The organism is Rhizobium sp. UFLA01-1127 (assembly GCF_059803845.1).
In genome coordinates, this window is the sequence record NZ_JAUQTZ010000005.1 from 20,364 (window position 1) to 32,650 (window position 12,287).

At 56.7% G+C, this 12,287-nt stretch carries 12 protein-coding genes; 4 read left to right on the top strand and 8 right to left on the bottom strand.

The window, feature by feature from the left end; all coding sequences use genetic code 11:
- Positions 1-64 precede the first annotated feature (64 nt).
- The 3 genes from Q4Q11_RS02245 to Q4Q11_RS02255 all read right to left on the bottom strand — a co-directional run bounded on the left by Q4Q11_RS02245 (position 65) and on the right by Q4Q11_RS02255 (position 2,881).
- Positions 65-823, bottom strand: coding sequence for a helix-turn-helix transcriptional regulator (locus Q4Q11_RS02245; RefSeq protein ID WP_498568455.1), 759 nt, complete (start codon positions 821-823; stop codon positions 65-67).
- A 271-nt stretch (positions 824-1,094) separates the two neighbouring features.
- Positions 1,095-1,928, bottom strand: coding sequence for an IS5 family transposase (locus tag Q4Q11_RS02250; protein ID WP_498568456.1), 834 nt, complete (start codon positions 1,926-1,928; stop codon positions 1,095-1,097).
- Between the two features lie 35 nt (positions 1,929-1,963).
- Positions 1,964-2,881 carry a HEPN domain-containing protein gene (locus tag Q4Q11_RS02255; RefSeq protein ID WP_498568457.1) on the bottom strand — a complete coding sequence of 306 codons (918 nt, stop codon included), beginning with the start codon at positions 2,879-2,881 and terminating at the stop codon, positions 1,964-1,966.
- Positions 2,882-3,014: 133 nt separating this feature from the next.
- On the opposite strand from Q4Q11_RS02255, the gene Q4Q11_RS02260 reads away from it, so the two are divergent.
- Positions 3,015-4,070: a C45 family autoproteolytic acyltransferase/hydrolase gene (locus Q4Q11_RS02260; protein WP_498568458.1), complete on the top strand. Its 1,056-nt coding sequence runs from the start codon at positions 3,015-3,017 to the stop codon at positions 4,068-4,070.
- Positions 4,071-4,077: 7 nt separating this feature from the next.
- On the opposite strand, the gene Q4Q11_RS02265 is transcribed toward Q4Q11_RS02260, so the two are convergent.
- On the bottom strand, positions 4,078-5,241 hold the full coding sequence (locus Q4Q11_RS02265) for a hypothetical protein (RefSeq protein WP_113222529.1): 1,164 nt from the start codon (positions 5,239-5,241) through the stop codon (positions 4,078-4,080).
- A gap of 151 nt (positions 5,242-5,392) precedes the next feature.
- On the opposite strand from Q4Q11_RS02265, the gene alr reads away from it, so the two are divergent.
- The 3 genes from alr to Q4Q11_RS02280 are packed head-to-tail and all read left to right on the top strand — an operon-like array spanning position 5,393 to position 8,176.
- On the top strand, positions 5,393-6,460 hold the full coding sequence (gene alr / locus Q4Q11_RS02270; RefSeq protein WP_498568459.1) for an alanine racemase: 1,068 nt from the start codon (positions 5,393-5,395) through the stop codon (positions 6,458-6,460).
- Positions 6,457-7,314 (top strand): DMT family transporter, encoded by an 858-nt coding sequence (locus Q4Q11_RS02275; RefSeq protein ID WP_498568460.1) that lies wholly within the window; start codon positions 6,457-6,459, stop codon positions 7,312-7,314. Before alr ends, Q4Q11_RS02275 begins: the two co-directional genes overlap by 4 nt.
- 4 nt (positions 7,315-7,318) lie before the next feature.
- Entirely contained in the window at positions 7,319-8,176 is an 858-nt protein-coding gene (locus tag Q4Q11_RS02280) for a TIGR01459 family HAD-type hydrolase (RefSeq protein WP_498568461.1), read from the top strand.
- Between the two features lie 212 nt (positions 8,177-8,388).
- Here the strand turns inward: Q4Q11_RS02280 and Q4Q11_RS02285 are convergent, their stop codons facing one another.
- The 4 genes from Q4Q11_RS02285 to Q4Q11_RS02300 are packed head-to-tail and all read right to left on the bottom strand — an operon-like array spanning position 8,389 to position 12,285.
- Positions 8,389-10,086 (bottom strand): dihydroxyacetone kinase family protein, encoded by a 1,698-nt coding sequence (locus tag Q4Q11_RS02285; protein WP_498568462.1) that lies wholly within the window; start codon positions 10,084-10,086, stop codon positions 8,389-8,391.
- Between the two features lie 60 nt (positions 10,087-10,146).
- Complete coding sequence (locus Q4Q11_RS02290) at positions 10,147-10,869, bottom strand: amino acid ABC transporter permease (protein ID WP_498568463.1); 723 nt, start codon at positions 10,867-10,869, stop codon at positions 10,147-10,149.
- Positions 10,866-11,516, bottom strand: coding sequence for an amino acid ABC transporter permease (locus tag Q4Q11_RS02295; RefSeq protein WP_498568464.1), 651 nt, complete (start codon positions 11,514-11,516; stop codon positions 10,866-10,868). The genes Q4Q11_RS02290 and Q4Q11_RS02295 overlap by 4 nt, the downstream gene beginning before the upstream one ends.
- Entirely contained in the window at positions 11,509-12,285 is a 777-nt protein-coding gene (locus tag Q4Q11_RS02300; protein ID WP_498568465.1) for an amino acid ABC transporter ATP-binding protein, read from the bottom strand. The genes Q4Q11_RS02295 and Q4Q11_RS02300 overlap by 8 nt, the downstream gene beginning before the upstream one ends.
- Positions 12,286-12,287: the final 2 nt, after the last annotated feature.

Consider the following 12,287-nt stretch of genomic DNA (forward strand, 5'->3'; position numbering starts at 1 on the left):
CGCGTGCACTCGATTAGAATGCAACCAAGGATAATTGAAAACTATTCGTAAATTGTCGTATTTTCTACCGTTGTAGACCATTGCGAAACGCTTCAGCGATCAGCTGGGCTCGATTGGTAACCCCGAGCTTGCGCTGGAGATTCCCAAGGTGCACCTGGATCGTGCGAGGAGATCGGCCAGTTAGCCTCCCTATTTCGCGATCGGTCTTACCCGAGGCGCACCATGTCAGACATTCGCTCTCTGTTTTGGTGATGGTAAGATCTTCTCGTGGCCGTGCAGGCGGGGGAGCAAGATCGAGCAAGCGCTGGTGGGCGCGTGTCGCGATAATCTCCAACAGCGCAATCTCCGGCGGTCTCAGCTTCGGACCTCTGCCTGCAACGGAGAAAACGCCGCTTATCCCGGTTCTTGAATGAAGTGGAATGGTAAGCCCGTCGATAAGGCCAAAGTCGCTGGCCTCGTCCATGATCCGCTTCGATCTTGATGGCAGAGCTTGCAGTTTTAGCGACTTGGACCAGATTATAGATCGTCCGGACTGGCGGACAAAATGCACGACGGGATCCGAGTGGAAGTAATTGTATTTCAGGTAGCGATCAAACCACCGCCTTGGCCATTTTTCCCAGATGAAATAGGCGTCAAGCCGCTCATGGGCAAGCGGGAGGAATGCTGCGGCAAAATGCTCTATTCCAAGCTCGCCTGTCGCCCGCTCAAGGGCGGCCATTAAGTCATCTCTGTCGGCATCACCCTCAGATGTTTCAAGAAAATCTGTCAGAATCGCTGTCGGAAAAAGATTCATGGAAAACCCCCGCAAGTTGATTTCGGACAACAGCCGCTCCGACTAATAAATCGTCGTGAGATGGTTGAGACACGCACGGTGCGACCGATGATTGTATGTCTCAATAGCCGCCTACAAATCAAGCCTCAGTGGTTGCTCTCCCGACTAACCGATTGTGCCAACTGCTGTTGCGGCGATCGATAGGGATTTGTTGGGGCTCCACCTATGCTGCCCCGTTTACAGGATCTCATGTCAATATCAAGTATAGTCCAGGTTATCTCAGCCGTTCGTCGCAGATGTTAGAGGCTGACTCAAAAAGAATTCAGCGATATCGGTATCTTGCGAGGCGGCGTGTTAGCATTCGGATGTGAGCGATGGTGATCCATGCCTCGGCGGATGCGATTGATCTCTCCCAATCCTTAGCCAGTCGTCGGCAGCGGCCGAGCCATGCGAAAGTCCGCTCCACCACCCAGCGGCGCGGCAGAACGGTGAAGGCTTTCGCATGGTCCGAGCGCTTGACGATTTCCATCGTCCACTGACCGATCTTTTTCAGCCGCCCCTTGAGCTTGTCGCCCGCATAGCCGCCATCGGCAAAGACATGTCTGAGCCAAGGCCACCGGTGACGAATGGATTTCAAGAGATCGGCGGCACCGTCTCGATCCTGGATATCCGCCCCATGCACTATCAGCCCGACCATGAGCCCCAGCGTATCGACGACGATGTGCCGCTTGCGACCCTTGACTCTCTTGCCGGCGTCATAGCCGGAAATCCCGCCGCTTTCGGTGGTTTTAACACTTTGGCTGTCGATCACACCGGCGCTCGGCGATGCCTTTTTGCCTTCCAGTTCGCGCGCCTCCATCACCAGATGATGATTGATCCGCCGCCACAGGCCTGTCGCCCGCCATTCATAGAAATAGGCCTGCACCGTCGTAAATGGTGGGAAATCCTTCGGCAGCATCCGCCATTGGCAGCCCGTCGAAGCAAGATAAAGCAGCGCATTCACCACCTCGCGCAAATCCGTCCGGCGCGGCCGGCCCAGTCGTTTCGGTCCAGGTAGAAAAGACGCGATCAAACCCCATTCCCGATCCGTCAGGTCGCTTGCATAGCGGCTCGCGCGTCGTGCATATTGCCGCCGGGTGAAATCAGTCCAGCCCATAATGGTCTCCGTTCGTCCTAAGCAAACAAACGGAATCACAACTGACTGATTTCACTCAACTCTTTTTCGGTCAGGCTCTTAGCAACGATCTCTTGCAAAACGCCCACGCGCTCTACCACCCAGTCGAGTTCTTCGTTGGTGATGGAGTATTCTGGTGAATAGCGGGCATCAACATATGCGCGGTCGATTTTGCTGAAGCATCTCCGAGCAAATTTCGTGTCGCGGGGCCAAGCGTCGATCAGACGAACGTCGACGCGCTCGGCATGGGAGCGCAACACCGAAAGCCGATGCGACTTCGGGCTATACAGCGTTATGACCTGAAGAACGCAATGATAGAGGCGTTCGATGACTTGATGGAGATCGAATGCAGCCTCCTTGGAGTATTTGCGACCGATTGCCTCTTTCGCGAGGTCAAGTCGATGCATCGCACTGGGGTACCACTGATCGTAATTGCGCTTGGCTTCCTGGCGCGTTTCTTCCGGAGAAAGTTGTCGGGGCGATGCAAGCGGATGGCCGGGCGCTTCATAGAGCGCAATGCCGTCGCGGGCGATGTCGACGAAGAATGGACGGCCCCGGGCAAGCAGATCGTTCACCTCGTGAAGCGAATGGACGATAAAATTTACCGGTGTCTCCAAATGCTTCGTAATTGTCAGCTCACGCACGAAACGCTCAGAGGCATTCTCCCAACAATCAGCACTTTCGGCCGCGGAGTGGGAATCGACGACGATCAATATATCATAGTCGGAGCGGTAGCCGCTTTTGCGGTCCTCGACCCAGTCGCCACGGGCATAGGAGCCGAAGAGTATGATTTTCAGGATGCGCGCGTTCTTATGCTCCGCCTTCAGCTTCGACCGTCGCGCCGTCTCGAACTCCTCAAACAGAATTCGGGCGACCTCGGCAAGTTCCTCTTGCTTGCGTTGCGGCAGATGATCGAGGCTGTTCATTTTTGTCATTCCATCCCTTACAAGCAGCGGCCGGACTGGCCGAGAGCTTACACCAAGACTACGTCACGCTGTATCGAAGTTTCGCACAATTCACACGGGCATTCACTGGATTGATCGCCTTATCCACAATATGGATACCTGAGTGAAACATATTCCGATTTTTTCGATGAGCCAAGTTCAAGTGCCAATTATTAAACTCCGCGGTTCGCCGAGAGAGCGCGGGCAACAACATGGTATTCGACTGCGTGCCATGATCCTGCAAGCTTTCCACGATCTTCGGCGATCGACCGATCGCGCTAGCTGGAACCTGGCGCAGACCAGGGGGGCGGCCTGCATTGAAGAGCTTTCCAGATCTGCGCCATTCCTCGTCGCGGAACTCGACGGCATCGCCGAGGCTACGGAGCTCTCCACGCTTGATGTCAGTCTGCTTTCGGCGTTCGAATATTTCGGCACGGCTCAAACCGGATGTACCACGGCAGGACTGGTGAAGCATGATGGTGCCGTTATCGCGCAGAACTGGGATGCCCCGCCCGGTACCGAGCGTCATTTGGCGGTCTTCATCCACGAAGATAAAGAGCAGCACCTTGTTACCGTCGCGTCGGCCGGCACTCTTGGGTGGGTTGGCATGAACAGGCACGGGCTCGCCTTGGTCAACAACGATCTTATACTCGACACGTCGCAAAACGGCCTTCCGAGCCTCATGATTCGTCGCATGATGCTCGAGCAAAAATGCCTGGACGGCGCGATCGGTATTCTGCGAGCACATCCGCATATGTCTGGCCGATGCTTTCTGCTTGGTGACGCAAACGGTGGTCTGCGGATGGTCGAAGTAGGGCCGTCGGCCGGCGTGAGTGATCGCGCTGTCCGCACGATCGTTCATACGAACCATCCGCTTCTTCCCAAAACGGCCATGTGGGAGGACGTGGAACAAGTCGCCCGCCATTATCCCTCGAGCCGCTCTCGTCTCCGTGCCGCGCGCCGTTTCTCCTTGACCGGTATTGAAAGCATCACCGCATTGCTGAGGGATCGCTCCGGTGCGCCTGACGCGATCTGCAAATCGCCCTCGACTGGCGAGCGGACCGAGACGGCCTTTTCGGTCATTTTCGATTGCGGCCGGCAAGAGGCCAGAGTCGCGATCGGCCGCCCAGACCAGGCGGACTTCTGCCCTATCGGAATGCTGCATCCGACAGGCGTCTAGGACCTGTTCAGCCCACCCTTGCATCCGGCATCCCATTGTCTCGCGCGAACTGCGCAAAGTGTGCCGCCAGTTCCTCGGCGCGGGTCTCGCATTCCTGCGGTTGATAGGCTTGAAGATCGTAACCGAGCACCTCTTTCAAAACGCTCGCAGCTGCATCGGTAAAGCGGACGGTTCCATCGTCGTCAACGCTCTCGATGCCGTCGTAGCGTTGGCATTCGCAGTTAATGGCGATCGCTTCGTCGAGACTGAGATTGGCGGGAAGATCGACGAGCAGACCGTCTTTCGAAACCCTGACCGGATATCCGCCGACCAGTCCGAGCGGGCCTGGAGCGTGAACGACGTCTCCTGATCGACGCACAAGAGCCAAAAGCATGGCAGTCGCCGATGAGGCCGTGACCGATTGCCCCGCGAGCCCTTTAACCCGACGAAATCTTCCCGCAACCAGAGAGAAAAGCGCGGCGTGATCGATCTCCTCGCGAGGCACCTCGAATCCGTTTGCATAAACGCTTAGGTGATAGGGCGCCCCATCAGTTCCGCCGGTACTTGGCATCCTATAGCTGAGATAATGATGAGCGAAGAGCCTGACTTCGATCAACGCCGGAGACAATCCAAGCATGTAGGCAGCGGCAAGCCGGATCCCGGGAACTGCATTGGCAATGTTGCCAATACCAACGGCAGGCGCCAGCCCTTCGGCGGCCAGTGAAGCATTGACCACGTCGGGATAGGAGGCGTTGACGACAACCGCTTCGCAATTGGCAAGCCGGACGGCTTTCATCAGTCTGCGGATGAGGACTTGATGCATCGGCGTCCATATACCGCCACGCGCCGCGTCGATGCGCTGAAATGCCTGTTGTGGAAGCTTGGTGATCACCCACCAGCTGTGTAAGGTCGTGGCATTGAAGATAATGTCAGGTTTTAGCTGCGATAGGCGTTCTGCCGTGGCTTCGACATTCATGAGGTCGAGCGGGATAATGTCGACCGACGGCGAAAATCCGAGATTCATGGCCGTGTAACGCGCCAGATTGACGCGATGAAGTGCCTTGTCTGGATTGCGAACGCCAACGGCGATTTCGAGATTTTCCCTGCTCTGCAGCAGGAAGTCGAGAACATCCCCTCCAAGGACGCCTTGTCCAATGATCAATATCTTCTTTTGGCGTTCCACCCATGCCATCTGCCTTCTCCTTTTGCACGCATAGCGGATTGTTTTATTTCCTAACATCCAGGAATTGCATTATGCTGCCACTAGCTCTAGAATGCAACCATAGGAAATTAAGATTCTGCGATTGCCCTTCCTGGTGGTTTAAATGCACTCATGTGAACCCGTGTTGTCCGTCGACTTGGCGGCGATCCAAGCCAACTTCCAGGTCGTGCGCTCGTTGGTGGCGTCAACCGTGGAGATTAGTGCGGTCGTCAAGAGCGATGCCTATGGGCTAGGCCTTGAACGCGTCGTTGGGACTCTTTCTGACATCGGTTGCAGAAGTTTCTTCGTCGCGAACGTGAAAGAGGCAATCCGTGTTCGCCGCCATGTGACGCAGGTGGATATCAACATTCTCGAGGGCTTGCGGAAGGTCGGTATCGATGCATACCGACAAGGCCGTCTCATACCGGTTTGCAATACTCCAGCCGAGGTTTGCGCGGCCACATCCAATAAAATCGCTTATGTTCTGAATCTCGAAACGGGTTTCGGGCGCCTTGGTCTGGGGCTTGACGAGGTTCGTTCGCTCATTCACTCAAAGCCACGAATGCCGGAGCTGGTGATGAGCCATCTTGCGTGTGCAGACGATGCTGTGAACCCGTATAATCGGCTACAGAAGGACCGATTTGTGGGCATGAGTGCCATGCTGGTGCCTTCCACGCCGCGCAGTCTGGTTGCGTCCGCTGGTGTTTCACTTGGCTCCGACTATCATTTCGACAGAGTGCGCATTGGTTCAGCGCTGTACGGTCTGAATAACGCTCATCTTGATCCCAACCCGTTCAAACCAGTCGTCCGACTTAGTGCCCGGCTAATAAATATCCGACAAATCCATCGCGGCGAAAGTGTCGGGTATATGGGAACATTCATGGCAGATCGGCTGACCTGTCTCGGTATTGTCGCGATCGGTTACAGGCACGGGCTCGCCTGGCAGGTTGCAAACCACCTATCTGCAGAGTGTGCCGGCTGGCCGGTGCGGATAATCGGGCGGATATCGATGGAATATTGTGCAATCGATCTGACCGACATACCAGCCAAACTCGCTCGCATAGGCGCTTGGGTGGATTTCATCAGCGTAACGGCGCCGCCCGAAGTCATGGCGCGGTCAGCGGCAACCGTCCCGCAAGAGGTTCTTGTCCGCACGGGTGCATCATGCACCCGCAGATACCGCCCCGTGCCGTCCGGACAACAGCCATGAACATAGAGCGGCAAGCGCAGCTTCACGTGCTCCTGTCCGCAGTGTTTTTCAGCACGGCGGGTCTATTCATGGGTCTGATCGAGGCCGGCGTCTGGGTGATCGTCTTCTGGCGCAGCCTCTTTGCTTTTATTTTTTCTTGCGCACTTATGCTAATCACACCTAATCGAGGATCTACACAGCTTGATCCAGCTGGCCTCGCCGCAGCCATGTTGTCGGCTGCGGCCATGCTCGCTTTTATTCCGGCGCTGCGCCTGACCTCTGTTGCCAATATCGTGGTCATTCATGGTTCTTTGCCTTTACTGACATCACTGCTTGCGCGCGTGATGCTCAAAGAGCGTCTTTCCTTGTCTACGGGGGTGCTATGCGGCATGGCCGGAACTGGTGCCGCCGTAATTTTTTCCGGCTCGGCCTCATCCGGGCCGCAGCTTGCGGGAGATGGCCTCGCGCTTCTGATGACGAGCCTCATGGCATTGATGACGATCGCTTTGCGGCGATCGCGGTCACCAAACTTCTTGCTCGTGGTGCTTTCCAACGGCTTTGCCGCAATCATGGGTGCGGTTATGGCTCCGTCACTTGAGATCTCAGCAGGGCAGGGTGCTATTGTTGCCTGTTTTGCCTTTGTGCAGATGACGCTGGGCCTTCTCTTCTTTGCCACCGGCGCACAGATATTACCGCCTGCCGAGACGGCACTGATCTCCGTGGCCGAAGTACCACTATCGGCTCTCTGGGTCTGGCTCGCATTCAATGAAGTGCCAGCAAGCGAAACCATTGCCGGAGCGGGTATCATTCTGACCGCCGTTCTTGTTGATCTTGCTCCGCCATTTCAGCGGCACCGCCGCGATCTTGAGGATTAACCTGATGCACCCCGACCCGCTACCACATGAAAAGACGATCAAGGAAATAATTGCATCCTTTCGAGGTGTTGCGCTCGATATCTTCGGCGTCATCCATGACGGCGAGGCGCTTTATCAGCCGGTTCACGAGACGCTCACCAAAATGCGTGCCGCCGGTGTTCGGACCTGCTTGCTGTCCAATTCGCCGCGGCGCGCCGCGGCTGTCGCATCCCGCCTTTCCAGCATGGGCCTCGGTCCTGATCTCTATCATGGTCTTATCACCTCGGGAGAAATGGCTCACGCGGCGTTCGGCGGTATCGCGCGAACTATGCCAAGGCCGAATGGAACGCGCTATTGGCACGCCGGGCCGCCCGATCTCGCCGGACTTCTTGATGGGCTCGCGGTTGAACGTGTCGCGGAGATCAAAGACGCCGATTTTATTCTGGCGACTGGCAATGTGGAAGAGAGCGATTATTTGCTGCAACAGGCGCGGCAGCGAGAATTGCCAATGATCTGCGCCAACCCCGATCTTGAGGTGATGATTGCCGAGCAACGAATTCGCTGTGCCGGTTGGCTCGCTGCCCGGTATGAAACAATCGGCGGTAGGGTGATCCGCTTTGGAAAGCCGGAATTGTTTGCCTATATTAGCGCGCTGCGAGTTCTCGATCTGCCGGCAACGGAAGTGATCGCGATTGGCGACAGCCTTGCAACCGACATTGCCGGTGCAAATCGAGCCGGTATTCATTCAGCGCTCGTGATGACCGGCGTTCATCATGTTGAAGCGGGTCCGGATAATGTTCCCGATCATAAAGCTCTGACGGCCCTCTACGAACGGTATAATGCAGTACCCGACTTCCTGCTCAAGAGGTTTTCCTGGACCTGAGACGAATGCGGCTTGACGTAGATTGAGACACTGCATGGCCTCCACGGCAGAGCTTACCTTCCATCAGGTAACCGGATTGGTTTTGAAGCCTATGTCACCGTGGTCTGCCCTGCCAGGACCGGCAAGGAGAAGCATCCGGCCGGCGAAAGCCGGCGGAGACTATCAACTTGAGCTCCCATATCCGGCGATATAACGTCAGCCGGACGGGCGAATTACTGAAGCGTAGCCTTCAACCAAACCACGACCGCGGCCGCGCCCGCATCAGGACTGCCGATCGCGCGTTGCCCGAGATAGCTTGCGCGTCCAAGCCTCGGATACATGTTATTCGTTCGCCTCATTCCTTCCTCGGCAGCCTCTACAGCTTTGCGCCATGCGACATTGAATTCGACGTCCGAATCGAGTTGATCAACAAGTATCCGGGCTGCGGGCTCCAACGCATCAATCATGGTCCGATCGCCGGGACGAGCACCACCAAGATCCATAATCGCCTGAACCGCGTCCGAAAACGCCCCCGCGATATCGGCGGCGGACGGCTCGTCAACTCCCGACAACCGACGTGCCGCACGCACGAGTGCTGTGGCATAGAATGGTCCCGAACTTCCGGCGATTGCTTTTCTAACGCGGTCGCCGGCTTGCGAGAGCCCGTGGGCAATGTTGGAAAATGCAACATCCGGCAGGGAGAGTAACGCTTCTGCGCCGCGTCGCATGCTTGCTCCAAGGTCCCCGTCGCCTGATAGGCTATCCAGTCGTGCGAGCTCACTTTCCGCATCCATGAGGGCGCTGGCGATCTCGGCAAATAGTCGACGCAAATGCCGGCCCGATTCAGAAACAGTCACCACGGGCCGATCGCCAACTTCGTGTGTGGGATGGCGGCTTTTGCTAATCGTTGGTCTGACCTTATTGACTCTGCCTCCACCTGGCCAAGCGAGTGCTTCGACGGGATGGTCAAGAAACTCCAAGTCAACCGCTGTCATCGGCAAAACTGACAGGGAAAAGCCGGGCATGTCGAGCGCGGAAAGAAACGTTCCGGCAAAGGCACGAACCACCGTAATTCCTTCTTTCTCCAGCCGAGCAAGCCCAGCACGTGCCAGTATGGCAAGTTCCAGAGGTGGTGTTGATCCAAGGCCATTCACCAGCAGCGCGACATTGTCGCCGCGCTTAACTTTCCCATCTGCGATAATCGTGTCGAGAACGAGATCGACTAATGTATCGGCGGAAGTCATGGTCATTCTTTGCACGCCCGGTTCACCATGAATGCCAAGTCCAACCTCGATTTCGTTTTCTCCGAGTGTAAAACTCGGTTTTCCGATAGAAGGAAGCGTGCAGGAGCCAAGTGAAACACCCATAGAGGAGATCCGATCTGCCGCAGCAGCGGCGATCGCTGCGACGCGCGCAAGTGAAAGGCCTTGCGCAGCAGCCGCACCGGCGAGCTTGTGAACAAGAACAGTGCCGGCGATGCCACGGCGTCGCTCTGGAGGAACCGTTTCCCGAAGTGCTGCATCGTCAGCGACAACAACGACCTCGACAGGGATGCCTTCAGCTCGGGCCATCTCGGCCGCTAGGCCGAAATTTAACCTGTCACCAGTGTAATTCTTAACGATGAGAAGAGCGCCAGCCGGGCCACTCACGGCCAGAATTGCAGCCAAGACAGCATCTGCACTCGGTGAGGTAAAGACATCACCTGCGACTGCCGCGGTAAGCATGCCGCGTCCAACATAGCCGGCATGGGCCGGCTCGTGACCGCTGCCGCCGCCAGAGATGATCGCAACCTGGCGCGCATTGGGTTCCGGCAGGCCCGCCTGCACAATGATGTTCTCCTCAGAGAGGACGGCTGTTGCCGGCGATAGGGCAGCAATGCCTTCCAACATTTCTCTGACAATATCTTCTGGTCGGTTGACTAGCTTTTTCATCTTCATTCCTGTGAGATGCGAGAAAAGGAGGCCGATGCAGCCGCAGAGAGTAGGCCGCGGTTATCCCAAGGCCGCGAGCTCAATGGCACTATGCTTGCCGCGCTGCACAGCACGCTGCCTCTCTGGCGTATGGAGACGTTGCTCGACGGCGCGAGCAACAAGTGAAGCGGGCCAGGCAAGGCCGAAATAGCAAAGGGCCGTCAGCGCGAAGACGGAGAGCGGCATGAAACTCTCCGACATGATCTCCCGCGAGACGAGCGTCAGTTCGGGAACTGCGATGAGCGCACAGACCGAACTGTCCTTCAGAAGTGAGACCAGATTGATCAACAGCGGCGCGATCGTGTGCCGAACCGCTTGCGGCAAAAGTACAATCCGGAACGTCTGAAATGGGGTCATGCCGCTCGCTAGAGCCGCCTCGCGCTGTCCCCCCGGGATCGCGCCCAGTCCGGCTCGGAACACTTCCGCGAGATAGGCTCCATACACTATGGCAAGCCCGATCGTTCCGGCAGACCAGGACGACAGTGTAATCCCGGCACTCGGCAATGCGAAATAGAGTAGATAGAGGATCACGAGAACCGGCACGCCACGGGCACATGCGATATAAAGGTGTGCGGCGAGCCTTGTCGCGGTATGGCGGCGACTGCGCAGATATTCGATCAACAGCGCCAGCACCAGGGCGAGGCAAAATCCGCCCACGGTCACCGAGACCGTCAATCGCAGCCCATCAAGGAAGCGTGGCCCCCAGTCAGCGATATTTTGCTCGATGGTCTCGAAGAACATCATCGCGCCTCCAGTCGGTGCTCAATCAGTAATGTAAACTGTGCCACCATGCCAGTCAGAACCAAGTAGACAAGTGCGGCACTTCCATAAATCAACGCTGTATCAAAGGTTTCATTCACGAGTTGACGAGCGTTGAACATAATCTCGGGCGCAGCAATGGCAGCGACGAGGGAAGTATCCTTGACCAGCGCGACTGCGTAATTGCCGATCGAGGGTAGAGCCAACCTCAACCCCTGCGGCAACACGATTAAGCGGAAGGCTACGAAGGGTGTCAAGCCGATGGATATGGCCGCTTCGCTCTGGCCGGCGGGAACGGAGCGAAATCCAGAGCGAAATATATCCATGGTGATCGCGCCGCCGATCAGACCAAGCCCGAGGATGGCTGCCGTCATCGATGACAGGCGAATTCCAAGGGAGGCAAGGCCGAAGTAGAGAAGGAACAGGAAGGTTAAGCTCGGTACATTACGAAGTATTTCGACGTAGATGCGGATGGCTGTCTGGAGCATACGGCTGTTCGTTAACACGGCGATTGCCGCCAATGCGATGCCAATAGTGAGTGCCACGACCAGCGCTCCTGCCGTTACCTTGATGGTGACCAGTGCCCCGGTACATAGAGCTTCCGCAATTAATCTTGGAGGTGCTTCATTCATGTTTCCCTCCCAACTTCAGGCTTGCCAGGAACTGCCTCAGGCGAGGTGACCGTGGTTGATCGAGTACAGACTTTACCGATCCCTCTTCGACAATCTGCCCGCCATCCATGAAAATGATGCGGTCGGCGACCTCGCGCGCAAACGCGATCTCGTGCGTGACCAAAACCATCGCCCGCCCCTCGGATGCCAGCTCCTTGATCACGGTCAAGACTTCCCCGACAAGTTCTGGATCCAGCGCCGATGTTGGTTCGTCGAAGAGCAGAATTTTGGGTTGCTGCGCCAATGCCCTGGCAATGGCCACGCGTTGCTGCTGACCTCCGGAGAGCTGCTGTGGCATTGCCTCGGCTTTGTGCGCGAGGTGGACCTTGCCGAGGAGATCATCGGCAAGCATCTCGGCATCGCTTCGATTCATACCTCTAACCTTCTGTGGCTGTAGCGCAACATTGTCGCGAACGGACAAGTGTGGCCAGAGGTTGAAATGCTGGAAAACCATTCCGATTTCAGCGCGCTGCGGTGCCATAGCGCGGTCTGTCATTCGTTGGCCATTGGGGCGGCGGCCGATCAACTGCCCTTCGAGACGGATCTCGCCCGCTGTCGGTGGTTCGAGATAATTGATGGACCTGAGGCATGTTGATTTACCAGAGCCGCTCGGACCGATTAGAGCGACACGCTCGCCGCGCTCAAGTTTGAACGAGATGTTGTTGAGAACTGCAAGGTGACCGAAAGCTTTGCTGAGACTGGTAACCTCCAGAAGAGGGTTGACGAGCATGG